Below are 26,973 nucleotides of genomic sequence, written 5' to 3' on the forward strand. Positions count from 1 at the left end.
ATTACTTGTTTTTTAGATTCTTAAATCAGATGCGACGTTGATGTATTCGTGATTTCGGCGCTGCTTTTTGATCTTTTGTTTTCGTCGCCACTCAATACTCTGATGGTTCAATTCATCGCATAAGGATTTGCGAAATGAGCGAACGTTCGGACACTCTGGATCGACCCGTCATTGCCGGGCAGGCAAGAGACGCAGAGCGCAATGTTTATCGTGATTATCTGCTGGGCAAACTGCCCTCGCCGGTCAAAGACGCACCCGCTTCGCGCCTGGTTGCCCTTGCCCATTCGAAACCGGAATTTCCAGAATGGTATTTGAATTCAAGGGCCATGGATCGCCAGTACCTCAAGGAGTTGATCGACGAGCGCTGGCGCCTGCAGGGGCCATTGGACGAGACGCTGAAGAATGTGCAGCAGGACATTCTTGCCTTCGCCGAGCCCTTGCTGGTCCAGGCATTGAAAGAGCATTTGAATCTGGAACTGGACGTCAACGCGACGCTGATTCGGCTGTACGTCCCAGCCAATCTGGCCATTGGCATCGATACCCATGCCAGTCGGCTCAGGCAATCGTCATTGCTGGAAGCGGCCTTACACAATTTCGAAGCCCCCGAAACGCAGGCGGGCGCGTTTCGCGATGGCTCGGGCATCTTCACCCGGGACGACGAAAACGAACTTTCGCGACATACGCTCACGGTCGAAAGATTTGCCGCCCTGTGCCGGACGCTCGATATCGGTGCGCGATACCAACGTCACATCAAAGCATTGCTGATGCCCGAGGCGGTCACGGCCAGAGCGACTGTCGTGCGGCAATGCACGGCCAGTGAAAAAGCCGCGTTTCACGAATCGGCGCTGATCGCGTATCTGAAGAAAGACATCACGTTCTATGGCTACGGGAAGCTCCGGCAGATCCGTGACAACGAACAAGGCATTCTGATAATGCGTCGGCCCCTGCAAAGCCATCGGCTTTCAATCATGGGGTTCAGACTGTCTGGCATTGTGTTGTTCAGTGCGGTGGCGGACCCTTCAAAAATCAAACGGGTTTACGACGCGCTGATTCCACAGCATCAACGAACGATGCTGGAATGGTCGCGACGCCTGGCACTGCTCCCGGGGCAGGAGTTTGAACAGTTCAAGCTGCTCCAGGCGTTTTTCGCCAATGGCCCCGCTGGTCTCGTTGAGGCCATGTTGCAACGGGATGATGCTTATCAACAAAGTCGTCTGGAGGGGACGCTGATTGCGTATGTTCCCGATGATCCCGACCACCCCTTCAAAGAATATGAGTCCTTCACTGATTTCATGAAGGAACTGACGAGCCAGTTGCGCTCGCCAGGTTATCAACAGTTTTTCAGCCGTTTTGTCGCGCAAAAAGACCAGGGCAAGTTTTTTGCCCGGGTTCGCGAGCGCCTCTCGACATTCACCTGGAAACAACGCGAGCCGCTGGACATGGGGCCGTGGTGGCGGGAAACCGCAGTTGAAAACGCCAATGCAGAGCCTGTCACCCATCTCATTTCAGGGGATCTCTGGGCGCAAACAAGTCTGTGGCGCAGGGAGAAGGCGATTGCAGATGCGCGGCAGATTGCCGTGCCGACCGGCGACGAAGATGCCACCACCCGCTGGAACCGGTTGAACAGCTATCTGAACATCGGCTGGAACGTGTTCAACTTCGGCGCCATGTTGGTTCCCGGTCTGGGCGAAGCGATGCTGGCCGTCATGGCCGGGCAGATGGTTTTGGAAACCCTGGAAGGCATCGAGGACTGGAGCAAAGGGGACAAGGAAGAAGCGGCGTCCCATCTCACCAGCGTCATGATCAATTTCGCACAGTTGGCCATTATGGGCGCCGGGCATGTCTTGCCGTCCGGCGCGGCGGCGGCCGTCAAACCCTCGGCGTTTATCGACCGGTTGAAAAAGGTTGAGCTGGCTGACGGCAAGACGCGCCTCTGGAACCCGGACCTTTCGCCCTACGCCCATGACATGGTGTTGCCCGCAGAGGCAAAGCCAAACGAGCAGGGGCTGTACCGGCACAGCGAAAAGGACATCCTCAAGCATGAAAACCAACACTTCGAAGTCATAAACGATCCACGCACCGGCCAGCCACGCCTGCAACATCCGACCCGGCCAAAGGCTTATCAGCCGACACTGGAGCACAACGGTTGCGGCGCGTGGAAGACCGAACTCGACCGCCCCATCGAGTGGGACAAAACCACCCTCATGCGGCGCTTGGGCCCGACGGTCGAGGGCTTCTCTGATAACACCCTGGAGCAGATTCGTCTCGTCAGCGGTATGGGTGAGGACGAATTGCGTCGGTTGCATGTCGTCAGCGACCCGCCGCCCGCGTTGCTGACCGACACGATCGAACGCTTCCGGGCCTGGGCCGAAGTGCAAAAACTGCCCGGGCAGATAAGGCTCAACGAGGTTCCGCAAGCGTTCGTCGAGCAGGTGCCGCGGTTGCTGGTTGAATGGCCGAGATGGCCTGAGCAAAAAAGCATCGAGCTGTTTGACGGCCCCGGGCACAGCGGGCGCTCTATCAAGTTTGGCAACGTCGATGCACTGCCGGCCGACACGCTGAAGATCAGTCGTGCCGAGGTCAGTACAGGGAAACTGCCGGAACTTGCCGTGAAGTTTGCGAGCGAGACCGACATCCACGCGATGCTCGGGCAGGGCATTTCAACAGACGAGCGAGTCCGCATCTACGCCTTGAAAAACCTGCTTGCCGGACGAGCAGGCAGTCGTCGCGGACCTCTGTTTGACGCGCTGAATCGCCGTTTGCAGCTGACCGACAACCCGCAAGTTCGGGTGCTTCAGGATGCGTTCAATGGGCTCCCCATTGCGGTAGCCCGGGAGTTGCTCGCCGACATTGAGCCGCAAGACCTGCTCAACATCACCGAGCCGTCGCGCATCCCCTTGCAACTCAAGGAACGGGTGAGAGTCACCTTGCAGGCGATACGAACCGCGCGCGCTTATGAAGGGCTCTTCCTCGATGCGCCCTACGGTGTGGACACCGAGCGGCTGGCCTTGCATTCGATGCAGGCGCTACCCGACTGGCCCGCGAACGTCAGGATTGAAATCCGTGCGTTTTCATTCGACGGACCGTTGCGCGACAGCGTCGGCCCGACGGATGCCACCCACCGCAGAATCCTGGTCAGCGAGGACGGCGAGTACCAGGCGCGCAATACCGATGATCTTCATTTGCACGGGGCCGATGATCTTTACGCTTCGGTGTTGCATGCCCTGCCTGATGCCGAACGAAACGCGCTGGGGTATCACGTCAATCAAGGCGCCACGCTCAAGCTCGCCATTCAAAAAGCGCCATTACCACGGGACACGTTGAGCGCGCTTCTCGGGGAGAACCCTGTGCGCAAACCGGCGTATGACCCCGCCACGATGCGTCTGCGGGGCGGCATGCGTGGGGTTGCTCATGGGCTGCACAGAGTCAACGAGCCCATGACGCCGCAAGAGCGGGTGCGTGTCGTGCGTCCCGGATGGACCGAGGACGAAGCCTTGGCCTATCTGCAGGCGAGTGGCAGCGAACTCAGTCCGGAGCAGAGGGCGAGCGCACTCGAAGCGGAATTCGATCGGCTCAACGCCAATTTTCAACGCTGGTTGAAATCGCCGACCGAAGCGTACAGCTTCACGCCTGCCGGCGTCGCCGAATGGCAATCCAGAAACGCCTTGTACAAAGCGGTCAGGGAGTGCTGGCAACACACCGGGTTGCGCCATGTGGATTCATTCGGTCATCTGCAGGGCGTTGTGCTTGACCTGGAAAACATTCCACTTGGGCGTCATTTGCGCACCATGCCCGCCCTGGAAGGCCATTTCGATCACGTCACAAACCTCAATCTGACCCTGACCGAATTGACCGACGCACACAGTTCCTTCCTCGATCATTTCCCCCGTTTGCGTTTGCTCAACGTCAACGGCAATGCGCTCACCGGTGTTCCACTTGCCATCCGCCGCATGCGCGGGCTGACGGAACTCAGCATGCGAGGCAACCGTATTGTCCTGGATGCCCAAGGCATCGCGGACCTGCGCAACCTGACACGACTTGAGGCACTGGACCTGTTTGGCAATCCGTTGGGGCAAGCCCCGGATATCGGCAGCATGAGAATGTTGCATACACTGATCCTGACTGACACCGGCGTTCATACCTGGCCGCAGGGGCTGTTCGCACAACCGCGGTACCGGCATTTTTTCCTGGATATGCAGGGCAACGAAATCACGCAAATTCCGGCGGTACCCCTGGGTTCCGTGCAGGCGGAATTGCTGGCTCGCACGGTGCTGAACCGCGAGCCGCAGTGGTTGGCGGAGGCCAATCTGCAGACGCTCAGGGACTACATCGAGTCCGTCGGCCTTGACCCGGATCGACCGTATCCACCACGCGGCGTGCGCGACAGTCTCGACTGGGAGGCGGGCATGCCCCGGCCGGAATGGGTAGCGAAACAAGCGGTCTGGAACAGCGTCGAGGATGACCGCGGCTCGGTCGGGTTTTTCAACGAGATACGTAAACTCACCGAGTCGGCGCATTTCAAGAACGACCTCGGGTTTCGGGTCGATATGACCGCCAAGGTCTGGCGCATGCTCGAGGCGATGTTCAAAAACACCGAGCTTCGGCAAAAACTCTTCACCATGACCACGGTGCCCACGGCGTGCGTCGATGCCGGCGCGCAGCTGTTCAATGCCATGGGCCTGGAAGTGCTGGTTCATGAGGCCTATGAGCTGGCCAATCCCGCGCTGGTGGAGGGAGAGCTTGTGTCGCTGGCGCGAGGCAAGTCGCGTCTGGATGAACTGAGCAGGATTGCCCGCAAAACGATCTCCGAGCGCGAGGCGATGGGCGAGGCGTTCAGGCGTGTCAACGCCGCGGGGGAGGTGACGGGCACGATTGATGAGGTTGAAGTTCACCTGGCGTTCATGACCGATCTTGCCGACCGGCTGGACCTGCCCTGGCAGTCTCGCAACATGCAGTTCAGAGGGATCGCGGGTGTCACATCGCAGATGATCAATGATGCTTATCTGCGTGTGCTGGACCTTGAGGAAGGGGAGTTGCTCAGTGATTTGCTGGTCGAGCAGCCGTTCTGGTCATCCTATGTCGAGGGTGTCAACCGACGTGCTTTCAAAGTGTTCAGGCGCCGGATCGATGCCACGACAGACTTCTACATGGCGTTGGACAAGCGCGCGAACGACACAACGCTTTCCCTTGAGCAAAAGGCTCAGCTAAAGGAAGAGCTCAGGGTGCTCGGTGCTGAACTGAAAAAACCGGAAAGCGACTTTGCACCGGGACGCACCATGACCGATGCGCAATACGCCGCTGAGTTGAATGCGATCGATGAAGAGCAAAAGGCGTTGGTCAAAACCTTCACCCAACAGGCGATCGACCGGGCAAAACTGCAAAGGGTAGAACTCCCCTTTGTCGTACAGCCGGACGTTTGATTGCTGCTGCTTTTTCCGGGGACCTGGTACGCCAGGCCCCCCGGGATTTCAGTCCGATCCACCGATCAAAACAGGAAATATCGCTGGGCCATCGGCAACACATCCGCTGGCTCACACCACAGCAGCACGCCGTCTGCCTTGACTTGATAGGTCTGTGGGTCGACATCGATAGTCGGCAGATAGTCGTTGTGGATCAAGTCGGTTTTCTGCACCTCGCGGCACCCTTTGACCACTGCGATTTTCTTTTTCAAACCCAACGCCTCAGGCAGGCCAGCCTCCTGCGCGGCCTGGCTGATGAAGGTCAGGCTGGTAGCGTGCAACGAGCCGCCGTAGCTGGCAAACATCGGTCGGTAATGCACCGGTTGCGGAGTCGGAATGGAAGCATTGGCATCGCCCATCAGGCTGGCCGCAATGGCCCCACCCTTAAGGATCAGGGTCGGTTTGACGCCGAAAAATGCCGGACGCCAGAGCACCAGATCCGCCCATTTCCCCACTTCGACCGAGCCCACTTCATGGCTGATGCCATGGGTGATTGCCGGGTTGATCGTGTACTTGGCGATGTAGCGTTTGGCGCGGAAGTTGTCGTTGCCCTCGCCATCACCGGGCAGCGGGCCGCGCTGCTTTTTCATCTTGTCGGCGGTCTGCCAGGTGCGCGTGATCACTTCACCGACGCGGCCCATGGCCTGACTGTCGGAGCTGATCATCGAGAACGCGCCGAGGTCGTGCAGGATGTCTTCGGCGGCGATGGTTTCGCGGCGGATGCGGCTTTCGGCGAAGGCCACGTCTTCGGCAATGCTCGGGTCCAGGTGGTGGCAGACCATCAACATGTCGAGGTGTTCATCGATGGTGTTGCGGGTGAACGGTCGGGTCGGATTGGTCGAACTCGGCAACACGTTGGCAAAGCCGCAGGCCTTGATGATGTCCGGGGCATGACCGCCACCCGCGCCTTCGGTGTGATAGGTGTGGATGGTGCGGCCCTTGAAGGCGGCAAGGGTGGTTTCGACGAAGCCCGACTCGTTGAGGGTGTCGGTGTGGATCGCCACCTGCACATCGTACTGGTCGGCGACGTTCAGGCAGTTGTCAATACTCGCCGGGGTGGTGCCCCAGTCTTCGTGCAGCTTGAGGCCGATGGCGCCGGCCTTGACCTGCTCGATCAGCGGCTCCGGCAGGCTCGCGTTGCCCTTGCCGGTGAAACCGATGTTCATCGGGAACGCATCGGCGGCCTGGAGCATCCGCGCCAGGTGCCAAGGCCCCGACGTGCAGGTGGTGGCGTTGGTACCGGTGGCCGGGCCGGTGCCGCCGCCGATCATGGTGGTGACGCCGCTCATCAGCGCTTCTTCGATCTGTTGCGGGCAGATGAAATGAATGTGCGTGTCGATGCCGCCTGCGGTGAGGATCATGCCTTCACCGGCGATGACTTCGGTGCTGGCGCCGACCGCGATGGTCACGTTCGGCTGGATGTCCGGATTGCCGGCCTTGCCGATGGCGGCGATGCGGCCGTCCTTGAGGCCGACGTCAGCTTTGACGATGCCCCAGTGGTCGATGATCAGCGCGTTGGTGATCAAGGTGTCGACCACTTCGGCGGCCAGCAATTGACTCTGGCCCTGACCATCACGGATGACTTTGCCGCCGCCGAATTTCACCTCTTCGCCGTAGGTGGTGAAGTCTTTTTCCACTTCGATCCACAGCTCGGTATCGGCCAGACGGACCTTGTCACCGACGGTGGGGCCGAACATGTCGGCGTAGGCTTGTCTGGAAATCTTCATGTGCACGCCTTGGTAATAAGTTAGATGTGAAATCGCATTCGCGGGCAAGCCTCGCTCCAACAGGTCCGCGTCGAACGTATTATCCGCGACGACACAAAACGGTAGGAGCGAGGCTTGCCCGCGAAGGGGCCAGTTCAGACGCCATAGAATTTAAAGATCACCCATGATCCTGCCGGCAAACCCGAACACCCGGCGATGCCCGGCCAGGTCGACCAGTTCAACCTCGCGACTCTGCCCCGGCTCGAAGCGCACGGCGGTGCCGGCGGGGATGTTCAGGCGCATGCCACGACTGGCCGCGCGGTCGAAGGTCAGGGCGTCGTTGGTTTCGAAGAAGTGGTAATGCGAGCCGACCTGGATCGGCCGGTCGCCGCTGTTGGCCACTTTCAGGCTGACAGTGCGACGGCCGACGTTGAGTTCGATGTCACCGGGCTGGATCTGGTATTCACCAGGAATCATCAGTGGGCTCCCTGAAGAATCTTGTAGTAGAGGGCGGTCGGTTTGTACTGGCCGCTCGGGTCGCAGGCGTAATCAGGGATTTCACCCGCTTTGGTGTAACCCAATGCCTTATAGAAATCTTCGGCCGGTGAGCCGGCCTCGGTGTCGAGGTAGAGCATGCCGCGCTGGTGCTGGAGCGCGGCTTTTTCCAGCGCGCTCATCAATTGTTGGCCCAGGCCACGACGGCGCGCATGTTCACGCACCAGCAGTTTCTGCACTTCGGCACGGTTCAGGCCGTTGGCTTTCTGGCACAGGGTCAGTTGCACACTGGCCTGCACTTGCTCGTCCTTGACCACCACCCACAGCAGCACGTTGCCCTTGTTCAGGTTGTCCTGAACGTCATCGAAATAGGCGCGGGCCGCAGCGGCATCCAGATCGGCCATGAACCCGACACTGGCGCCATAGCCGACAGCGTCGAGCAGCAGATCAATCAAACCCTGTCGATAGTGCGCAAAACTTTCAACATTGACGCGGCGCAGTTGGGCAGCGTTCATCGGGCGTTACTCCTTGTTGGCAGGCGGCGGCTCCGCGCCAGGATTGAGGGTCAGTTGCATGAAGGTCAGGTCCAGCCAGCGGCCGAACTTGGTGCCCACTTGCGGCATCTCACCGGTCATCACGAAACCGGCCCGTTCATGCAAACGGATGGAAGCGGCATTCCCGCTTTCGATGGCAGCGACCATGACATGCTTGTCGCAACCTTTGGCGCGCTCGATCAGCACCGTCATCAATTGCGGGCCGAGGCCGTTGCCACGCTGGTCGCTTCGCACGTAGACCGAGTGCTCGACGGTGTGGCGGAAGCCGTCGAATGGCCGCCAGTCACCAAATGAAGCGTAGCCCAGCACGTTGTTATCACCGTCAACAATCACCAGGATCGGATAACCCTGGGCTTGCCGGGCGCTGAACCAGGCCTGGCGGTTGCCCAGGTCCACGGCCTGTTCATTCCATATCGCCGTGGTGTTGAGTACGGCGTCGTTGTAGATGTCGCGGATCGCCGGCAGGTCGGTGTGCAGCGCATCGCGGATTTGATAGGTCATGACGCGTCCTCAGGCGATGGGTTGGTGAACGGTGACCAGTTTGGTGCCGTCGGGGAACGTCGCTTCGACCTGGATTTCCGGGATCATTTCCGGAATGCCTTCCATCACTTGTTCGCGGCTGAGCAGGGTGGTGCCAAAGTGCATCAGCTCGGCCACGGTCTGGCCGTCACGCGCGCCTTCGAGCAGCGCAGCGGAGATGTAAGCCATGGCTTCCGGGTAATTGAGTTTCACGCCGCGCGTCAAACGCCGCTCGGCCACGAGGCCGGCGGTGAAGATCAGCAGCTTGTCTTTTTCGCGTGGGGTCAGGTCCATCGTTTGGAATCCAAATTCGGCAGTTAAAAAAGCTTCCGTAGGAGCGAGGCTTGCCCGCGAAGGGTGCGCCTCGGTTTAACGGGGAGTCCGCGTAATCGTTCTTCGCGGGCAAGCCTCGCTCCTACAGGGGATTGGTGTTCAGGTGCTCCATATTCTGGGTGGGAGGGCTTCTCGGCCGAGTAACGCAGGCCGGAGCAAACGCCACAAATCAATCATCCAGCCCCGCGCCAACAGCGCTTCACTGGCCAGACACCGAGCCACCAAAAGCCCCGGCAATTGCGTCAAGTCCCCGCGCACTTCATTGGGCAGCGAGCGACAGGTTTCCAGCAGTTCGCTATCAATCTCCCCCGTCACTAGCAACGTCGCAAACACCGGCTGCCCATCCAGGCCAATCGGTGAGTCGAGCAGCCCATCATCCCCGACAATGCGCTGGCGTTCGTGCCAGAGCAACTGGCCGTCGCGGCGGATGTCCAGTTGTGCCTGAAAATGCCCGAGGTCAAAGCGTTCGCCACTGGCCGGTCGGCCCAGCGCCACGACGTCCCAGTAAAACAGCCGGGCGTCGCCCTCCAGATCAATCGAAGTGCTGAGCTCAGCCTGAGCGTCGCTGAAGATAATCGTCTCTTGTGGCAGCCATTCCAGTGTTGCACCGCACGCCACCTTCAACGTCAGCTGCTGATAGGCAGGCCCCGCCGCGCGATACCATTTGGCAGCGCCCGGGCTGGTGATTTGCGCCCAGGCATCCGTGCCGACGCTGGCCGAGATATCCAGTCGATCACCGCCTGCAATGCCGCCCGGCGGATGAACGATGATGTGTTGGCACACTTGCGGTCCTTCGGCATACAGGTGCTTTTGCACCCGTAGCGGACCTTGATGTCGGCGCTGAACCGGGCGTGTGCTGTCGCCGAACCGGGCGTAGCCCAATTCCAGCTCGGCATGCCAGCTCGGGGTAAACAGGGCAGTGGGGAGAGGTAAATTCATGTCTTCTAATTATCGTCAGGACGCTTCAGATTAGATCGTAACCAGACCACGTACACCCTCGGCTTCCATATTTTCGCCGCGACCTTGCTGCACGATCTCGCCGCGGGACATCACCAGGTACTGGTCGGCCAGTTCGGCGGCGAAATCGTAGAACTGCTCCACCAACAGTATCGCCATGTCGCCCCGGGCTGCGAGCTTCTTGATCACCGCGCCGATCTCCTTGATCACCGACGGCTGGATGCCTTCGGTGGGCTCATCGAGAATCAACAGCCGTGGACGGCTGGCCAGTGCGCGGCCAATCGCCAATTGCTGCTGTTGACCGCCCGACAAGTCACCGCCGCGCCGTTGCTTCATTTGCAGCAACACCGGGAACAGCTCGTAGATGAAGGCCGGCACTTCTTTCGCCTCGCTGCCGGGGAATCGCGACAGGCCCATCAACAGGTTTTCTTCCACGGTCAGCCGGCCAAAAATCTCGCGGCCCTGAGGCACATAAGCGATCCCGGCATGCACACGCTGGTGCGGCTTGAATGTGGTGATCGGTTTGCCTTCCCAGTTCACTGCGCCTTCCTTGGCCGGCAGCAGACCCATCAGGCATTTGAGCAGGGTGGTCTTGCCCACGCCGTTGCGTCCCAGCAGGCACGTGACTTCACCGACCTTCACGTCAAACGTCAGGCCCCGCAGGATGTGGCTACCACCGTAATACTGGTGCAGCTTGTCGACTTGCAGCATTCTCAGATTCTCCTTAAATCCCCTGTAGGAGCGAGGCTCGCCCGCGAAGAACGATGACGCGGTCTTGCGGTTGGACCGAGGAGTCCCCTTCGCGGGCAAGCCTCGCTCCTACAAGAGCCATTTCATCTTCCGAGGTAAACCTCGATCACCCGCTCGTTATCCTGCACCTGTTCCAGCGACCCTTCGGCCAGCACGCTGCCCTGGTGCAACACGGTGACGTGGTCGGCAATCGCCCCGACAAAACCCATGTCATGTTCCACCACCATCAGCGAATGCTTGCCGGCCAGGCTCTTGAACAGCTCGGCGGTGAATTCGGTTTCGGCATCGGTCATGCCCGCCACCGGCTCATCGAGCAGAAGCAGTTGCGGGTCTTGCATGAGCAGCATGCCGATCTCCAGAAACTGCTTCTGGCCATGGGACAACAGACCCGCCGGGCGATTGACCGAGGCCGTCAGGCGAATGGTTTCCAACACTTCGCTGATGCGATCTTTCTGTTCGCCACTGAGGCGAGCCCGCAGGCTGGCCCACACCGACTTGTCGGTTTTCTGCGCCAGCTCCAGGTTCTCGAACACGCTCAAGGCTTCGAACACCGTTGGCTTCTGGAACTTGCGACCGATGCCGGCCTGAGCAATCTGCACTTCGCTCATCGACGTCAGGTCCAGGGTTTCACCGAACCAGGCTTTGCCGTGACTGGGGCGAGTCTTGCCGGTGATCACGTCCATCAGCGTGGTCTTGCCCGCGCCGTTGGGGCCGATGATGCAGCGCAGTTCGCCGACGCCGATGTACAGGTTCAAAGCGTTGAGTGCCTTGAAACCATCGAAGCTGACGCTGATGTCTTCCAGGGTCAGGATGGTGCCGTGGCGCGTATTCAGGCCGGGGCCGACACGTTGCCCGAGGCCGATGGCATCGCGGCTGCTGCCGGCGTCCTTGTTCGGTTCCAGCGGCGGGAAAAACGCCGGTTCGAGCATGAATTCAGCCGTCGCAGTGACTCTCATTGCTCACCTCTCTTTTTCAGCAGACCGATCACGCCTTTGGGCAGGTACAAGGTCACGACGATGAACAGCGCGCCGAGGAAGAACAGCCAGTATTCGGGAAACGCCACGGTGAACCAGCTCTTCATGCCGTTGACCACGCCAGCGCCGAGCAGCGGACCGATCAGCGTGCCGCGACCCCCGAGGGCCACCCAGACGGCGGCTTCAATGGAGTTGGTCGGCGACATTTCACTCGGGTTGATGATCCCGACCTGCGGCACGTATAACGCACCGGCCAGACCACACAACACCGCACTCAAGACCCAGACAAACAACTTGAAACCGCGCGGATCGTAGCCGCAGAACATCAGGCGGTTTTCCGCATCGCGCAATGCCGTCAGCACCCGGCCAAACTTGCTTTGCGCCAGGCGCCAGCCGATAAACAGACTCGCCACCAGCAACACCACCGTGGCAAAAAACAGCACCGCGCGCGTGCCCGGTTCAGTGATGCCGAAGCCGAGAATGGTGCGGAAGTTGGTGAAGCCGTTGTTGCCGCCAAACCCGGTTTCGTTGCGGAAGAACAGCAACATCCCGGCGAAGGTCAGGGCCTGGGTCATGATCGAGAAATACACGCCCTTGATCCGCGAACGGAAGGCGAAGAACCCGAAGACCAGCGCCAGCAACCCCGGCGCTAACACTACGAGGCACATCGACCAGAGGAAGCTGCTGGTGCCGGTCCAGTACCACGGCAACTCGGTCCACGACAGGAACGTCATGAACGCCGGCAAGCCGTCGCCCGACGCCTGGCGCATCAGGTACATGCCCATCGCATAGCCGCCGAGGGCGAAAAACAGGCCGTGACCGAGGGACAGCAGGCCGGCGTAGCCCCAGACCAAATCGAGGGCGAGGGCGACGATGGCGTAGCAAAGAATCTTGCCCACCAGCGTCAGCGTGTAGGCCGAGACGTGAAACACGCTGTCCGGCGACAACAGTGAGAGCAACGGCAACGCCAGCAGCAGAACCAGAATCACCGCGCCGACCGCGATGGTGACTTTGGGGCCGGCCTTTTGGCTGGCCGTGAGCATCAGGGGCTGGTTCATCAGTCGATCACCCGTCCTTTCAGTGCGAAGAGGCCTTGCGGACGCTTCTGGATGAACAGAATGATCAGCGCGAGGATCAGAATCTTGCCGAGCACGGCGCCGATCTGCGGTTCGAGAATCTTGTTGGCGATGCCCAAGCCGAACGCGGCCAGGACGCTACCGGCCAACTGACCGACACCGCCGAGCACCACCACCAGGAACGAGTCGATGATGTAGCTTTGGCCGAGGTCCGGGCCGACGTTGCCGATCTGGCTGAGGGCCACGCCGCCGAGGCCGGCGATGCCGGAGCCGAGGCCGAAGGCGAGCATGTCCACGCGCCCGGTCGGCACACCGCAGCAGGCGGCCATGTTGCGATTCTGGGTGACGGCGCGCACGTTCAACCCCAGGCGCGTCTTGTTCAACAGCAGCCAGGTCAGCACCACCACAAACAAGGCGAAGGCGATGATCACGATGCGGTTGTACGGCAGCACGAGGTTGGGCAGCACTTGAATCCCGCCCGACAACCACGCCGGGTTGGCCACTTCAACGTTCTGCGCGCCGAACACCAAGCGCACCAGTTGAATCAGCATGAGGCTGATGCCCCAGGTCGCGAGCAGGGTTTCCAGCGGGCGGCCATAAAGGTGACGAATCACCGTGCGCTCCAGCGCCATGCCGATGGCGGCGGTGACGAAAAACGCCACCGGCAGCGCGATCAGCGGGTAGAACTCGATGGCTTGCGGGGCAAAGCGCTGGAACATCAGCTGCACCACGTAGGTCGAGTACGCGCCGAGCATCAGCATCTCGCCGTGGGCCATGTTGATCACGCCGAGCAGGCCGAAGGTGATCGCCAATCCGAGGGCGGCGAGCAGCAGGATCGAACCGAGGGACATGCCGCTGAACGCTTGCCCGAGGATTTCGCCGATCAGCAGTTTGCGTTTGACCTGGGCCAGGCTGGTTTCGGCTGCAGTGCGCACGCCGGCATCAGCTTCGACGCCGGGTTCGAGCAACCCTTCGAGGCGGGTGCGGGCCAGTGGGTCGCCGGTTTCACCGAGCAAACGCACGGCGGCGAGGCGCACGGCAGGGTCGGTGTCGACCAATTGCAGGTTGGCCAGGGCCAGGCTCAGGGCCGCGTGGACGGTTTCATCTTTTTCGCCGGCCAGTTGCTGGTCGAGAAATTTCAGTTGCGCCGGTTTGGCACTTTTCTGCAATTGCTGCGCGGCGTCCAGTCGGATTTTGGCGTCGGCGGCGAGCAGCTGATGGCTGGCCATAGCGGTGTCGATCAGACCCCGCAGGCGGTTGTTCAGGCGCAGGGTTTTCGGTTGACCGTCGATGGTCAACTCGCCTTGCTGCAGGGCGTTGATCAGTTCGATACGGGCCGGTTCGGGCTGCGCAGCCCAGGATTCGAGAAGCTTGGCTTGCTGCACGGGATTGGCGGCGACAAAGTCTTCGGCGTCGCCGGCCTGTACGGCCATCGGCAGTAAAAGCGCGAGAGCAAAGATCAAGCGGTAAAGGGCGGTGGGCATATGTAAGGCCTTGCGCGGGCTAAATGTAGGAGTGAGCCTGCTCGCGATAGCGGTCTATCAATCAACAGGTCTGTTGTCTGTCCCACCGCTATCGCGAGCAGGCTCACTCCTACAGGGATTTGTGTCGGTCCTGAGTGAAGTGCTCAGGCCGACACCCAGTGGCTTAGTTGCTCTTCACCGCATAGTCCGGCTTCTTGTCGTTGCCCGAAATGAACGGGCTCCACGGCTGGGCACGGATCGGCCCTTCGGTCTGCCACACGACGTTGAACTGACCGTCGGCCTGGATCTCGCCAATCATCACGGGCTTGTGCAAGTGGTGGTTGGTCTTGTCCATGGTCAGCGTGTAACCCGACGGCGCGGCAAAGGTCTGGCCGGCGAGGGCTTCGCGGACTTTAGCGACGTCGGTGGATTTGGCTTTCTCAGCTGCTTGCGCCCACATGTGGATGCCCACGTACGTGGCTTCCATCGGGTCGTTGGTCACCGCTTTGTCGGCTCCCGGCAGGTTGTGTTTCTTCGCGTAGGCTTTCCAGTCGGCCACGAACTTCTTGTTCGCCGGGTTCTCGACTGACTCGAAGTAGTTCCAGGCCGCGAGGTTGCCCACCAGCGGTTTGGTGTCAATGCCGCGCAGTTCTTCTTCGCCGACCGAGAACGCCACGACCGGAACGTCAGTGGCTTTCAGGCCCTGGTTGGCCAGCTCTTTGTAGAACGGCACGTTAGAGTCGCCGTTGACGGTGGAGATGACCGCCGTCTTGCCGCCGGCCGAGAACTTCTTGATGTTGGCCACGATGGTCTGGTAATCGCTGTGGCCGAACGGGGTGTAGACCTCTTCGATGTCCTTGTCCGCCACGCCTTTGGAGTGCAGGAACGAGCGCAGAATCTTGTTGGTGGTACGCGGGTAAACGTAGTCGGTGCCCAACAGGAAGTAACGCTTGGCGCTGCCGCCTTCTTCGCTCATCAGGTATTCCACCGCTGGGATCGCCTGTTGGTTCGGCGCGGCGCCGGTGTAGAACACGTTCGGCGACATCTCTTCGCCTTCGTATTGCACCGGGTAGAACAGCAAGCCATTGAGTTCTTCGAACACCGGCAAGACCGATTTACGCGACACCGACGTCCAGCAACCGAACACCACGGCCACCTTGTCCTGCGTCAGCAACTGACGACCCTTTTCCGCGAACAGCGGCCAGTTCGACGCGGGGTCCACGACCACCGGTTCCAGCATCTTGCCATTCACGCCGCCCTTGGCGTTGATCTCGTCGATGGTCATCAACGCCATGTCTTTGAGCGAGGTTTCGGAGATCGCCATGGTCCCGGACAACGAATGCAGAATACCGACCTTGATGGTCTCGGCGGCCTGGACGGTCCAGGTCATGCCCATCGCGGCAATGCTTGCCGTGAGTGTGAAAGCCTTGATCAAGCTACGACGCTTCATTGTGCGATCTCCATGAACTTATGAATTTTTTGGTTGGCAGATGCGGACTACTGAAGGGTGTTTTGCAAAGGCTGTGCCCGGTCGGCAAAAGGCAGGGAAATGTCGTTTTAGAGCGGTCGCGCGCGGTGGCGGCGCACCACGAAGGGACGAGGGCGGGGCGGTGGTGCGAGGGTATGCGTCATTGTGGTGCTGCCGCTTGGCGGCAGCGGTGATGCAGAGGGGCTCAGTTGGGACCGGGAAATGAGTCGACGTATTGAATGGTGAAGTCGGGGAAGGAATCGACGATCTGGACTTTGTGATCCGGGAAGCTGTCGACGGTTTTCCACTTGCCTGGCGAATCCGGGAAAGAGTCGACCTGCTGCACCTTCAGATCGGGAAACGAGTTCACCACCTGCACCTTGTAGTCCGGGAAACTGTCGACGAACTGGATCTTGCCGTAAATCTTCGAGACATCGACGGTGGTATCGGCCCATGCGGCGCTGGAGCCGAACACCAGCAACAACAGGAAAACAGATTTCAACATGAGGCTCATCCTGAGGGGCGTGAGATATGCAGTGTAGGGAATGTTGAGCCCCTGTGGGAGCGGGCTCAGGTGTTTCTAGGTGGGGACAACGTTATCCACCGCGCGGCTCACGGCCAATTCCGCGAGCATGATGACCTGCTGAATCGCCATCGCCTTATGGCGTTGCGGGCCGATCAGCTCGGCGGCGAAGTCGCTGGCCAGGACACTGGCGCACGCCAGGGATTCACAGGCATGAACCAACAGGCTTTCGCTGTCGTTGTCCGGGGCAATCATGAACATGGTGCTGGGGCGGCGGGGTTTTTCGGTGTAGAGCGCCGGGGGATCGAGGTAGTAGTCGAGGGCGCGGTTGATGGCTTCGCGGTCTCGGAGCAGGTCGTCGTTGCGTGATGGTTCGGGTTCGGGAGTGGTGGTGTCGATGGGTGGATCTGGAACGATTTTCTTATTCATCTTGGGGTCTACTCAATTGAGGCCACCACTCAATCGTTCTCACACGATGAAGGGGTGGCAGCTATGTGCGGAGTGAGAAACCGGTGACCCCAAATCCGGCCGGACCGAAGTCCGCCCGCACACAGCCGCCATAGACATTGCTGGCAGCGGATAAGCCGGCGGCAATTATGGTGGTACTGATGTTGGATTAACAGGGGCTGCCGGGTTCTCACGCCCGATCACTGATGTGCAGTGACAGCCCCAGACTAGACAGCCCACGTCCGACGAACAACCTGAAAAACCCGTGGGAAACGTCTGTGTTTTTTACATCCGTATAAACACACATAAACAAACCCAGAATCACACCCCTCCCGCGGGAGAAGGCTTTTGCGTCTATGCGTGGCCTTGACCACCCAGTTGCAATGCCCCTGAGCAGTCAATTGCATCCGTGCTGACCAATTGTTTGCATTCGACTTGACCAGCACACGCCGTAGTGACGACCGGCAGGGGGAGAAAGGGGACAGATTTATTTTCGGTGCATCGGCGTGCGCAGCATCGGTGCTGGCTGCGTCAAAAGTAAAAAACCGGAGGGCGATACATATGTACCACCCGCTGCGCTCCGGGATCTTGATCATCGTGGCTTCTCAATCGAGTGAGCAGCGTATGAACGGCACCTCTACCAGTCCCCCTTCAGCCCCCCGAAAGACGACAACATTTCCTGCTTTGGGACCGACCTTCATCAGTGCGGATGACGCGGCCTATTGGGTTCACCGGCAAATCGGCGCGAGCCGTGACAAAGCCTACGGCGGCGTGATCGTGCAGCGTGGCGACGGAAAATTTCAGCCCACATTGCCGGTGGCGGGTCGGATGGGGCATTTCGATTTCGACTTTCTGCTGACTCCCGGTAACCCCAATGAGCTGTTTGCCCCACCGGGCTACAGTGGCGCGGCGTATTACCTGTCCCATTCGGCCAGTCACGCCGAAGTCCTGCGGGTTCATCCGGGCTGGACGGCTGAGCAGGTCACGTTAAGCCTCGGATTTTTTTCCAGAGGACATCTGCTGAGTCACATGCAGGACCCGGGCGCTTATGGCCAGCGCCATTATTTGTCGGGGCCGGATGGCTCGTTGATTAAGTACGAATCCACTCAGCCGGCAGAAGAGAAAAAACTCTTTGAGCAGGGGGGCAAGACTTTCGGGCCGTTCTCCGACGTTGAGCAACTGATTCAGAAAGTCGCCCAGACCGGCACGCTGAGCGTACTGGAAGCCAATGCGCCGTGGGGCGGCGTCCGAGGAAAGGTGCCGGCGAACTGGACGCTCGGTACGGCTGCGGTGCGAAGTCCGATCCCAGTGCAGCCGTTTTTTTGTGCGGTGTTCGATCAAGTGGACAAGGCCATCGAAGCGGCCGCCGCGACGGTAACTGCGTCCACCGGCAGCGCTTATCTGGGGTTTGTCGTGACCTCTGCCGGCAGCGCGGAATGCATGGCGACCTACCCGGTGCTTTCCAGCGAGCCGGCAGCCGAACTGTTCAAGACATTCCCGTTGAATGCTGATCGCACGCTGGAGCGCCTGCTCGATTTCGACCTGAACGGCGTCTACTTCATGCCGCAGGGCGATGCGACTCAGAGTGCCGGCGAGCCCTGGCTTTATGAGCGTTTTTTTTCACCGCTGGAGTTGGCTACGGGCATCAGGTTTTCGCTATTGGAAGTCCATCGGCAGGCGTACCCGGATTATCTGAAGGTGTACGCCCGGGCACGGGACGGCGCCGTGTTGCAGTACCGCCCTTCGGCGCACCTTCTTGAAGTACCGCTGAAGGACAGCGCGGATTTCAACGTCCGATTGAAGGCCGGAACGCTCAAGCCTGCGGATTACATCAGGCAGGTGGCAGCGGCTGGCGAGTTGGCGGTGCTGAAGGACAGCGCGCTTTGGGATGTTGCCGGAATCGTGGGGCCTGACTGGCAACCCTATGCCAGGTCGCGGCGTTTGAGTCCCGCTTTCCTCATGGCGGACGATGCCGCACGTTTTGCTCATGAACACATCGGCAGCCGGCGTGAACAGGGCTTTGTCGGAATGATTTTGCAGGATCGAAATAAACGCTTCGTCGCCACCGAACCGGTGTTTGCCACAAAACGGTTTGCACTGGACAAGCTGTGCCCACTCGACGCCACTGGCGCACCGATCGTGCTGGTCGAGGGGCACTCGTTTCATGGACTGTACGCTTCGCGCTGGCAAGCCGACTCCAGGTCCATTGCGCGTACTGACTTGCAAGAGCAACTGACGCACGGGCAAATGTTCACCACCGAAGACATTCGCTCGGTGTTCGACAAGACCGCGCATGTTGTGGATTTTTACCTGTCCGGCTCAGCCGACTCCCTGTTGGTGTACAGCCCCGACGCATCGAAAGTGGCGGCTCGCAACCGCCTGCAACAGCGTGTGGCCGTGCTCGCCGACGGCAAAACGCTGATAGATCGGGAGCTGGCGGCCGGCACACTGGAGCCCAGTACAGTGGTCGACGAACTGGCCGACACGGGAAAATTGCGCGTGGTGGTCGGCAGCGACGTGTGGGGGCCGCGGGGAACGGTGCCGGGGGATGAGTCAAATAACGAGGCCGCCCGCACAGCCATTGCCGCTCCGGTGCTGGGGGCGATTTTTACCAGTGCCGAAGACGCGGTGCTGAACGCCCGCCATCGCGCCAGGTTCGACTACCGAGCGGCTGCGGCGGGTTGGGGATTTATCCTCAAGCACAAAGAACGCGATGAGTACGTGGCGACTGAAACAGTCCCGGTCAACCGCCTGGGGACGCTGAACCAGGCGAGCGACTTTGGCGCTCCCGTATTGATCGACGAGTTCCAGACCCTCGGCCTTTATTACGCGGCAAGCTGGATGCCCAAAGAGTTATCGACAGCGGACGCCTGGTTTGCCCGGCATTTCGCTTCCATCCGCGAGCTGGCGGCCGCGATCGTCGACGAGAAGGGCACGCAACGCCTGACGCATTTTCAGGACCTGAACATTTTTATCGCGACGCTGGACGGGGCATTGTTGCGTTACCAGTACTCGGCCTCCTCAACACAATTCGACAATCAGGGTTTGCCGCAACTGATGTCGGTCCTGGGCAAGGACACGCCACCCTATGCCAGTGTCATTCAGAAGGTCGCGGAGTCTGGAGAACTGAAGGTATTGCGCACCAGTGAGCTGTGGGATGAGTCGGGCATTGTCGGCCCGGACTGGAAGCCTTTCACGCAGGTCCAGCGGCGGGCGCTCAGCCCGGTCTTTTTTGCGCAGGATGATGCTGCGCGCTATGCGTTGGCGCAGTTGGGGTCGCGGCGTGAGCGGATCTACGGTGGGCTGGTGCTGCGTCGCGCTGATGGCTTGTTTGTCGCAACGTTGCCGGTGCCCGTCGAGGTCGAGAACTTCCCGGTCAGCTGGATTCGTCTGGATGAATTGACTCAACAGGGCTTGCTTCTGGCGGGGAGTACGGTCGTTGCCCGGTACCATTCCCGAATCCCGGTCGAACCGATTTTCGCCCTGTCGAACCGCGAGCGGGACGTGTACCACGCGATGTTTTCCACTGATTTTCTGGCGGACATCCTGACCGGTTCCGGGCGTTCCCCGTCTTTGTCGCCCGGCAATGAATACCTGCTGGGGCTCGATGGCAGCCTGATCAGCTACACCCTCAGTGCAAGCGCCGGCGAGAAGCAACTCGCTCGGGCATTAGCGCCACCCAGCCAGTTGCAGCGCCGGCATGCCCCGATAGAACTGCAGATGCGCAACGGCACGCAAACCCCGAGCGAGTACGTCAATCAGGTTGCAAAAGCCGGCCGGTTGCAAGTGATTCAGGGGAGCCGACTGTGGGGCAAGGCCAGGCAATTGTCGGACTGGAGTGCTTATCCCGGCGTGATCTCGTCGGACGTGCATCGATTTGCCATTGCTGAGCCGGCGCTCAGTCCGGTCTTCACGCAGATGGACGATGCCATGCGCCATGTCCATCGCACGGTGGGCGCCCGTGCCAGCCTGATGTTCGGCTTTGTGCTCAAGGCGCTGAGCGGTGATCGGTACGTGACGACGCTGCCGATCGACGGGCGGCAAGGCCATCTCACGGTCGAGCGGGTATTTCCCGAAGGCTTATTACCGCTGGGGTATCGAGTCATGGGCCTCTATTTGTGTCCGTCGACAAGTCCGGGACGATTGCCTCGTGACGCGGCACACAGCTTCATCTCGCCTCGTGATCTGTCTTACGGGCTGGACGCTGTCGGTGTGCGCACAGCAGAAGGATCCACGTACCTCAACGTCTACTTGTCTTGCGCTGATGGCGCCTTGTTGTGCTACGCCCCCAGGGCCAAGGCACCTGAGTGGAGCCTGTTTCATGCCACGGTGGCCTACGAGAAAGTATTGGAATCAGGACGGGAGTCGCTGATCGACTACCTGCGCAAAATCATCGCCAACGGTGAATTGCAGGTTGTGGTGCGCAGCGCTTTCTGGTCGCCGCTCAGGGTTGACGCCCGGGGTGTCAAAACCGGTATCAGCCTGATCAAGTGGACGCAGGACAACCGGTTTGCGCTCGGCCCTGTCTTCGCCCATGCCGATGATGCCGCTCGCTCGACGCAGCGATTGATGGGCGAGTACGTCGGCCAACCGTATCTGGGCGGTGTGCTGATACACCCGGTGTCTTCTTCATTCGTGGCCGTCGAACCGCTTGAGGACGGTGCCAGCAGTGGGGCTGCCAGTGCGCTGTTTTACTCAGGGCCGGGCGGGCCTATTGCACCGGTCACGGTGCCCGGTGCGCAGCCTTTGCCGTTGCCGGTTTTTCCTCAGGGCTACAAATGGGCGGCTGTTCATCAGTTCTACAAGCGCTTCAATCTGTTCGTGAAGGACCCCAATGCGTCTGATCGATTACTGATGGATAACCTGGCCCTGGCCGACCTGTGGTTCTGCAGAGACGTTGTGAAAAAGAGCGGCGTCTCCGGGGGCAGTTGCTATTTCACCGGTCGTGGCGGCGCCCTGTTCAAATTCACCCCCAGCTTCTCGCCGCAGGAAACGGCCTTGTTCAACGAGGAGGCGAAGGACGGGGTCGCGGCCTACCTCGCCGCACTTGCCGGTGTCGGCCTGCTTGAGGTACTGGACACCGATGGTTACTGGCAACGTCGCGGTCGACTGAATTCGACGTGGCAGCCACCTGTGCAACCGGCGGCGAAGCCCGATCGTGACGAACTGTGAGGCGCAGCGTTCATTGATCTGAGCGTCTGATGAGCCGTGCCTTCCGGGCTGGCACGGCTCAGCGGCGTCGCATAAGACCGATGAAAAACAACCCGCCAATCGCCGCCGTGGCCACGCCAATCGGCAAGTCCTCGGGGGCGATCAGGGTGCGCGCGGCGACATCGACCCACACCAGAAACGCACTGCCCAACAGTGCGCACACCGGCAACAACCGCCGATGTTCGGCCCCGACCAATCGACGGGCAATGTGCGGCACCATCAGCCCGACAAACCCGATCGACCCGCTGATCGACACCAATACGCCGGTCATCAGCGACGCAATCAGAAACACCCGCAGGCGCACGGTCCGCGCATTCAAGCCGAGGGTGACGGCAGTCTGTTCGCCGGCCATCAGCGCATTCAACGGGCGGGCCATGCCGAGCAACAACACCAGGCCCGACAACACACTGACGGCCGGCACTGCAAGCAACTCCCAGCGCGCCAACCCGAGCCCGCCGAGCATCCAGAACATCACCGCCGAACTCGCCCGGTGGTCGCCGAGGAACAGCAGCAAATTGGCAATCGCCATCATCACGAACGACACCGCCACGCCGCACAGCAGTAGCCGGTCACTGTCCAGACGACCGTTGCGATTGGCGATCATCAGCACGATCAGCATGCTCAGCAGCGCGCCGATAAACGCCGCGATTGGCAAGGTCAGCAGGCCGACGATTTCACCCACGTGCAGCACCACAATCACCGCGCCAAGGGTCGCGCCAGACGTGACCCCCAGCAGGTGCGGGTCGGCCAATGGATTGCGCGTCACCGCTTGCAACACCGCGCCGATCAGCGCCAGGCCAGCCCCCACTAGCGCACCTAAAAGCATGCGCGGCACACGGATCAACCACACGATGTGTTCCTGCCCGGCGGCCCAGTCCGGAACGCCGACCCCCAACACCTTGTGCAGCAAGATGCGCCACACCACGTCTAAGGGCACCCGCGCCGGGCCGAAGCCCAGCGACACCACACACGACACCAGCAACAGCGCACTGAGCATCACCAGCAGCGAGGCATAGCGACGATCCATCATTCGCCGTGGAAACCTTTGGCCAAGGTTTCAACCGCCAGCACGTTGTCGATGCCCGGCGTGGCCTGCACATACGGAATCACGATGAAGCGCTGGTTCTTGATTGCGTCCACCGATTGCAGCGCCTTGTTGCTGCGCAGGAATTGCTCCTTCTGTTCGGCGGTGACTTCGCCGTAGTCGACGATCACGATCACCTGCGGGTTGCGCTCGACCACGTTTTCCCAGTTGACGCGGGTCCAGCTCGCCTCGACGTCCTCCAGAATGTTACGCCCGCCCGCGGCATCAATCAGCGCCTGCGGCATGCCGAGGCGACCGGAAGTCATGGCGCGGTCTTCGCCGCTGTCGTAGAGGAACACCCGCGGTTTGTCGGCGGGCAGATCCTTGCGCACCTCGGCGACGTGCGCCTGCATGTCGCCGATCAGTGCATCGGCGCGGTCCTGCACGTCGAAGATTTTGCCGAGGTTGCGCAGGTCGTTGTAGGTGTCTTCCAGGCTGGCCGGTGGACGCTTCATGACAAACGCGCAGGACTCGGTCAGCTCGTAGACATTGATGCCCAGCGGTTGCAACGTTTGAGGCGTGAGGTCGCCGCCCACGCGCATGCCGTAATCCCATCCTGCGAAGAAGAAATCGACGTTGGCATTGAGCAGGGTTTCCACCGACGGGTATTTGGCTGCCAGCTCTGGCAAACCGTCGAGGATGGTCTGCATCTGGGGCGTGACTGACTTCCAGCCGGTCACGCCACTGTAGCCGGCCATGCGCGGTTTGAGGCCCAGGGCGAGCATCATCTGGGTCATGTTGATGTCGTGGCTGACCGCGTGTTTCGGCGCCTGCGTGAAGGTCACTTCACGGTTGCAGCTCTGGATCGTCAACGGGTATTTCGTGGCCTCGGCCAGCGCGTGGGCACTGCCCAGCAACAGCGTGAAGCAAAGCAGGGAACGCAAAGTCATGGTTGGGTTATCCAGGTGATTCGTGGGTAGCCGTGCAACGGATGTTCATCGATCAGCGCTTCGACGCCGAACACGTCGCGCAGTAGCGGGGCGGTCAGGACTTCTTTCGGTGTGCCGCTGGCGACGATGCGACCGTGATTGATCACGTACAAACGATCACAGAAAGCGGCCGCCAGATTGAGGTCGTGGATGCTCGCCAGGGTGCCGATTTTCAAGCGTTTGACCAGTTGCAACAGTTCCAGCTGATAGCGCGGGTCGAGGTGGTTGGTCGGTTCGTCGAGGATCAGCAATTGCGGTTGTTGGGCCAGGGCGCGGGCGAGGATCACACGTTGTTTTTCTCCGCCGGAGAGGGTGGCGAAGGCGTGGTCTTCGAAGCCTCTGAGGCCGACGGACGCCAATGCTTGAGTCGCGATATTCCGGTCTTCGAGGGTGTCGCCGTCGAACAGGCCTTTGTGCGGCGTGCGGCCCATGGCGACCACCTCGTCGACGGTCAGGCCAAAGGCGTCGGGGAACTCCTGCAACACCACGGCGATGCGTTGCGCACACCAGCGCGAGGATTGCTTCCAGACGTTGTGGTGGTCGAGCCGGACTTCGCCGCTCTCGGGCTTGCTGAAGCGATAAGCGCAACGCAGCAGGCTGGTCTTGCCGCTGCCGTTGGGGCCGATCAACCCGACGAACTCACCGGCGGCCACCTGCAAGGACGCATCACGCAGCTGGAACTGGTGATGGCAGTGGCCGTGGCCCAGGGGCGTCCAGGCGAGGTGTGTGAGGTTCAGCGAGGTCATGCGTGGTCTCTTTGAGGACGCCTTCGCGGGCAAGCCTCGCTCCTACAGGATTTGTGTCGTACGCGATTTTTGTGATCGACATAAGTACTGTAGGAGCGAGGCTCGCCCGCGAAGAGGCCAGATGCTTAAAACATATAATCAGCAGTGACGAAAAACGACCGCGGCTCGCCAAGGATCCACTGCTGCCCCTCATTGTATTGGCTTTGCGCGTACTGCCGGTCAAACAGATTGTTCACCTGCAACCCCAGCGTCGTATCACGTAGCGCCTTCCACGATAGCGTGGCATCCACCACGGTGTAACTCGGCAGCTCGTTGCGGTTGGCCATGTCCGCATAACGGGCATCGACGTACCGCACTCCGGCGCCGGCCTTCACGTCATCATTGATCGCCTTGCTCAACCACAGATTCGCCGTGCGCCGTGGCACGTCCACAGGGCGGTTGCCGTTGCGCGACACCGGAACACCGCTGACTACTTCTTCGAAATCGTCGTACTTGGCTTTGACGATGGCGGCGTTGGCTTGCAGTTGCCAGGCATGCGGCAGTTGCAGATCGAGGCTGGCTTCCAGGCCATTGGACGATTGCTGGCCGACTTGCTGCTTGAGCGTCGGGTTGCCCGGATCGTCGGTCAGCAGCTTATTTTTGACGATGCGATACGCCGCCAGCGTCCACTCGCCGCGCTGATCCCAGAACATCTGCTTCACGCCGATCTCGGTTTGCTTCGCCGTCGCCAGGTCATATTGCTGCTGGCTCGGGCTCAGGGAAATCAAGCCGCCGACTCCGTCAGTGCTGGTGGCGTACTGGCCGTAAAACGAAGTGTCTGGCGTCAGCGCAAACACCAGCCCGGCCTTCCAGTTGTTGCCGGTCAGGGTCTTGTCGCTTTGGCTGCCATCGACCAGGTTGTCGCGATCCACATGCACGTAGTCACGGCGCACACCGGTCACCAGCGACCAGCGCTCGCTCAGTTGCGTGCGGTTTTCGGCGAAGGCCGACATTTGTCTGGTGGTGCTCTGAAACTGATCTCGGTACGGATCGGCACTTTCAAATCGACCCGTTTTTGGGTGATACAGATCTACAGGTTGACCGTTCGGCAACACATCATTGAACGGCGAATTGCTGTCGAGCTGGAAGCGGATGCGGTTGTAGTCGACGCCGGTCAAGGTCTGGCTGTCGAGGCCGAACAACGTGTGTTTGAAGGTGAACGTCTGACGGTCGCCGACCTGTTCCTGTTTGTGGCCGATGCCGAAATAACCGCTGCGGCTCAGTTGTTGGGTGTTGCCGTTAAAGTTGTAGTTCTCGGCGTTCTGCCAGCGGCGCTGGGCCTTGAGGTAATACAGTTCGTTGCTCGAACTGACATTCTCGGAGATCTGCCAGTTGCTGGTCAGCCGGGTCCATTGATCGTTGTAGTGCTGCTTGTCGTTGCTGACGTTGTAGTTCTTGTCCCGCAGGCTTTCTTTGAAGCGGCCATTGATCAGCGGCGTGCCGAAATAATTCATCGGCTTCTGATCGCCGTAATCGTGGGCGAGGGTGAACGCGAGATCGTCGGTCGCCTGCCAGCGCAATGCGGCGCTGACGAAGTCACTGGACGAGTCACCACGATCGACCCAGCCATTGCTGCGCAGGCGATTGAGATTCAAGCGGTAGCTCAAGGTGTCACTCAGAGAACCGCCGCTGTCGAACGCCTCTTGCTGGCTGTCGTAGGAGCCGTAGCCAAGGCGCACGTGGTTTTCGATCTCGCCGGCAAACGGCTTTTTCGGAATCACGTTGACCACCGCCCCGGTCGCGCCTTCGCCGTACAGCACTGACGCGGGGCCGCGCAGCACATCGACGCGCTCCACCGACCAGGTGTCGACCGGGAAGGTGACAGTACCCATGCCGGTGTACATGCGGTTGCCGTCATACAACTGCATCACCGAACTCTGCCCGGTAAAACCCCGCGCCGACAACGACGTGCCGCCATCGCCCGGCGTACCGGTGCGGCTGATGCCGGTGCTGCGCGACACCGCATCCTGCACGCTGCGATCACCGCGCGCGCGGATTTGCTCACCGGTCAGGCTTTCGACGCTGGCGGGGGTTTCCATTGCCGTGAGGTTCAGGCGCGAACCGGCGGTGGTCGGGGTGTTGAGGCTGACGGTTTCGTCGTCATCGGCCTCGGCGGTGATGGTGCCGGTGGGCAGCGTCAACGGTTGTGCGTGGGCGCTGTGGTTCATGGTGAGCAGGCAGAGGCCGGACAAGAGGTACTTGTTCATCGTGACGGTGAATCACTTCTTCAAAAGAAAACC

General features: G+C 60.4%; 19 protein-coding genes. 2 read left to right on the plus strand and 17 right to left on the minus strand.

All coding sequences use genetic code 11. The annotated features are described in order from the left end of the window. Positions 1-134 precede the first annotated feature (134 nt). Positions 135-5,420, plus strand: coding sequence for an NEL-type E3 ubiquitin ligase domain-containing protein (locus tag ACA068_RS03065; protein WP_497307507.1), 5,286 nt, complete (start codon positions 135-137; stop codon positions 5,418-5,420). A 65-nt stretch (positions 5,421-5,485) separates the two neighbouring features. On the opposite strand, the gene ureC is transcribed toward ACA068_RS03065, so the two are convergent. The 13 genes from ureC to ACA068_RS03130 all read right to left on the minus strand — a co-directional run bounded on the left by ureC (position 5,486) and on the right by ACA068_RS03130 (position 16,706). After that, positions 5,486-7,186, minus strand: coding sequence for an urease subunit alpha (gene ureC, locus ACA068_RS03070; protein WP_497307509.1), 1,701 nt, complete (start codon positions 7,184-7,186; stop codon positions 5,486-5,488). 150 nt (positions 7,187-7,336) lie between these two features. Further along, positions 7,337-7,642, minus strand: coding sequence for an urease subunit beta (locus tag ACA068_RS03075; RefSeq protein ID WP_008146494.1), 306 nt, complete (start codon positions 7,640-7,642; stop codon positions 7,337-7,339). Beyond that, positions 7,642-8,175: a GNAT family N-acetyltransferase gene (locus tag ACA068_RS03080; RefSeq protein WP_497307511.1), complete on the minus strand. Its 534-nt coding sequence runs from the start codon at positions 8,173-8,175 to the stop codon at positions 7,642-7,644. Before ACA068_RS03080 ends, ACA068_RS03075 begins: the two co-directional genes overlap by 1 nt. Before the next feature lie 6 nt (positions 8,176-8,181). Continuing rightward, a complete protein-coding gene (locus ACA068_RS03085) occupies positions 8,182-8,715 on the minus strand; it encodes a GNAT family N-acetyltransferase (RefSeq protein ID WP_497307513.1) in 534 nt (177 codons plus the stop codon). A 9-nt stretch (positions 8,716-8,724) separates the two neighbouring features. Continuing rightward, a complete protein-coding gene (gene ureA, locus ACA068_RS03090) occupies positions 8,725-9,027 on the minus strand; it encodes an urease subunit gamma (protein ID WP_497307515.1) in 303 nt (100 codons plus the stop codon). Positions 9,028-9,165: 138 nt separating this feature from the next. Then, a complete protein-coding gene (locus ACA068_RS03095) occupies positions 9,166-10,005 on the minus strand; it encodes an urease accessory protein UreD (RefSeq protein ID WP_497307517.1) in 840 nt (279 codons plus the stop codon). A 30-nt stretch (positions 10,006-10,035) separates the two neighbouring features. Beyond that, a complete protein-coding gene (gene urtE, locus ACA068_RS03100) occupies positions 10,036-10,734 on the minus strand; it encodes an urea ABC transporter ATP-binding subunit UrtE (RefSeq protein ID WP_008031204.1) in 699 nt (232 codons plus the stop codon). 122 nt (positions 10,735-10,856) lie between these two features. Beyond that, a complete protein-coding gene (gene urtD, locus ACA068_RS03105) occupies positions 10,857-11,729 on the minus strand; it encodes an urea ABC transporter ATP-binding protein UrtD (RefSeq protein ID WP_497307519.1) in 873 nt (290 codons plus the stop codon). Continuing rightward, on the minus strand, positions 11,726-12,805 hold the full coding sequence (urtC, locus tag ACA068_RS03110) for an urea ABC transporter permease subunit UrtC (RefSeq protein ID WP_010464088.1): 1,080 nt from the start codon (positions 12,803-12,805) through the stop codon (positions 11,726-11,728). The genes urtD and urtC overlap by 4 nt, the downstream gene beginning before the upstream one ends. Then, a complete protein-coding gene (gene urtB, locus ACA068_RS03115) occupies positions 12,805-14,307 on the minus strand; it encodes an urea ABC transporter permease subunit UrtB (RefSeq protein WP_497307521.1) in 1,503 nt (500 codons plus the stop codon). Before urtB ends, urtC begins: the two co-directional genes overlap by 1 nt. 163 nt (positions 14,308-14,470) lie before the next feature. Beyond that, a complete protein-coding gene (gene urtA / locus ACA068_RS03120) occupies positions 14,471-15,736 on the minus strand; it encodes an urea ABC transporter substrate-binding protein (protein ID WP_497307523.1) in 1,266 nt (421 codons plus the stop codon). A 223-nt stretch (positions 15,737-15,959) separates the two neighbouring features. Then, positions 15,960-16,259 carry a 7(1) septoil knot domain-containing protein gene (locus ACA068_RS03125; RefSeq protein WP_497307525.1) on the minus strand — a complete coding sequence of 100 codons (300 nt, stop codon included), beginning with the start codon at positions 16,257-16,259 and terminating at the stop codon, positions 15,960-15,962. Between the two features lie 75 nt (positions 16,260-16,334). Next, positions 16,335-16,706 (minus strand): DUF6124 family protein, encoded by a 372-nt coding sequence (locus ACA068_RS03130; RefSeq protein WP_497307527.1) that lies wholly within the window; start codon positions 16,704-16,706, stop codon positions 16,335-16,337. Positions 16,707-17,408: 702 nt separating this feature from the next. On the opposite strand from ACA068_RS03130, the gene ACA068_RS03135 reads away from it, so the two are divergent. Next, a complete protein-coding gene (locus tag ACA068_RS03135) occupies positions 17,409-21,896 on the plus strand; it encodes a hypothetical protein (protein WP_497307529.1) in 4,488 nt (1,495 codons plus the stop codon). A 58-nt stretch (positions 21,897-21,954) separates the two neighbouring features. On the opposite strand, the gene ACA068_RS03140 is transcribed toward ACA068_RS03135, so the two are convergent. The 4 genes from ACA068_RS03140 to ACA068_RS03155 form a co-directional block, all read right to left on the minus strand. After that, on the minus strand, positions 21,955-22,965 hold the full coding sequence (locus tag ACA068_RS03140; protein ID WP_497307531.1) for a FecCD family ABC transporter permease: 1,011 nt from the start codon (positions 22,963-22,965) through the stop codon (positions 21,955-21,957). Next, positions 22,962-23,909 (minus strand): ABC transporter substrate-binding protein, encoded by a 948-nt coding sequence (locus ACA068_RS03145; protein WP_497307533.1) that lies wholly within the window; start codon positions 23,907-23,909, stop codon positions 22,962-22,964. The genes ACA068_RS03140 and ACA068_RS03145 overlap by 4 nt, the downstream gene beginning before the upstream one ends. Beyond that, a complete protein-coding gene (locus ACA068_RS03150) occupies positions 23,906-24,694 on the minus strand; it encodes an ABC transporter ATP-binding protein (protein ID WP_497307535.1) in 789 nt (262 codons plus the stop codon). The genes ACA068_RS03145 and ACA068_RS03150 overlap by 4 nt, the downstream gene beginning before the upstream one ends. 125 nt (positions 24,695-24,819) lie before the next feature. After that, on the minus strand, positions 24,820-26,940 hold the full coding sequence (locus tag ACA068_RS03155; protein ID WP_497307537.1) for a TonB-dependent receptor: 2,121 nt from the start codon (positions 26,938-26,940) through the stop codon (positions 24,820-24,822). Positions 26,941-26,973: the final 33 nt, after the last annotated feature.

The sequence above is a fragment of the Pseudomonas sp. LBUM1660 genome (assembly GCF_059695935.1).

What these genes read in the sequence shown, in the direction of transcription:
- ACA068_RS03065 (WP_497307507.1), top strand. Translation starts at nt 135, where the DNA reads ATGAGCGAACGTTCGGACACTCTGGATCGACCCGTCATTGCCGGGCAG.
- ureC (WP_497307509.1), bottom strand. Translation starts at nt 7,186, where the DNA reads ATGAAGATTTCCAGACAAGCCTACGCCGACATGTTCGGCCCCACCGTC.
- ACA068_RS03075 (WP_008146494.1), bottom strand. Translation starts at nt 7,642, where the DNA reads ATGATTCCTGGTGAATACCAGATCCAGCCCGGTGACATCGAACTCAAC.
- ACA068_RS03080 (WP_497307511.1), bottom strand. Translation starts at nt 8,175, where the DNA reads ATGAACGCTGCCCAACTGCGCCGCGTCAATGTTGAAAGTTTTGCGCAC.
- ACA068_RS03085 (WP_497307513.1), bottom strand. Translation starts at nt 8,715, where the DNA reads ATGACCTATCAAATCCGCGATGCGCTGCACACCGACCTGCCGGCGATC.
- ureA (WP_497307515.1), bottom strand. Translation starts at nt 9,027, where the DNA reads ATGGACCTGACCCCACGCGAAAAAGACAAGCTGCTGATCTTCACCGCC.
- ACA068_RS03095 (WP_497307517.1), bottom strand. Translation starts at nt 10,005, where the DNA reads ATGAATTTACCTCTCCCCACTGCCCTGTTTACCCCGAGCTGGCATGCC.
- urtE (WP_008031204.1), bottom strand. Translation starts at nt 10,734, where the DNA reads ATGCTGCAAGTCGACAAGCTGCACCAGTATTACGGTGGTAGCCACATC.
- urtD (WP_497307519.1), bottom strand. Translation starts at nt 11,729, where the DNA reads ATGAGAGTCACTGCGACGGCTGAATTCATGCTCGAACCGGCGTTTTTC.
- urtC (WP_010464088.1), bottom strand. Translation starts at nt 12,805, where the DNA reads ATGAACCAGCCCCTGATGCTCACGGCCAGCCAAAAGGCCGGCCCCAAA.
- urtB (WP_497307521.1), bottom strand. Translation starts at nt 14,307, where the DNA reads ATGCCCACCGCCCTTTACCGCTTGATCTTTGCTCTCGCGCTTTTACTG.
- urtA (WP_497307523.1), bottom strand. Translation starts at nt 15,736, where the DNA reads ATGAAGCGTCGTAGCTTGATCAAGGCTTTCACACTCACGGCAAGCATT.
- ACA068_RS03125 (WP_497307525.1), bottom strand. Translation starts at nt 16,259, where the DNA reads ATGTTGAAATCTGTTTTCCTGTTGTTGCTGGTGTTCGGCTCCAGCGCC.
- ACA068_RS03130 (WP_497307527.1), bottom strand. Translation starts at nt 16,706, where the DNA reads ATGAATAAGAAAATCGTTCCAGATCCACCCATCGACACCACCACTCCC.
- ACA068_RS03140 (WP_497307531.1), bottom strand. Translation starts at nt 22,965, where the DNA reads ATGATGGATCGTCGCTATGCCTCGCTGCTGGTGATGCTCAGTGCGCTG.
- ACA068_RS03145 (WP_497307533.1), bottom strand. Translation starts at nt 23,909, where the DNA reads ATGACTTTGCGTTCCCTGCTTTGCTTCACGCTGTTGCTGGGCAGTGCC.
- ACA068_RS03150 (WP_497307535.1), bottom strand. Translation starts at nt 24,694, where the DNA reads ATGACCTCGCTGAACCTCACACACCTCGCCTGGACGCCCCTGGGCCAC.
- ACA068_RS03155 (WP_497307537.1), bottom strand. Translation starts at nt 26,940, where the DNA reads ATGAACAAGTACCTCTTGTCCGGCCTCTGCCTGCTCACCATGAACCAC.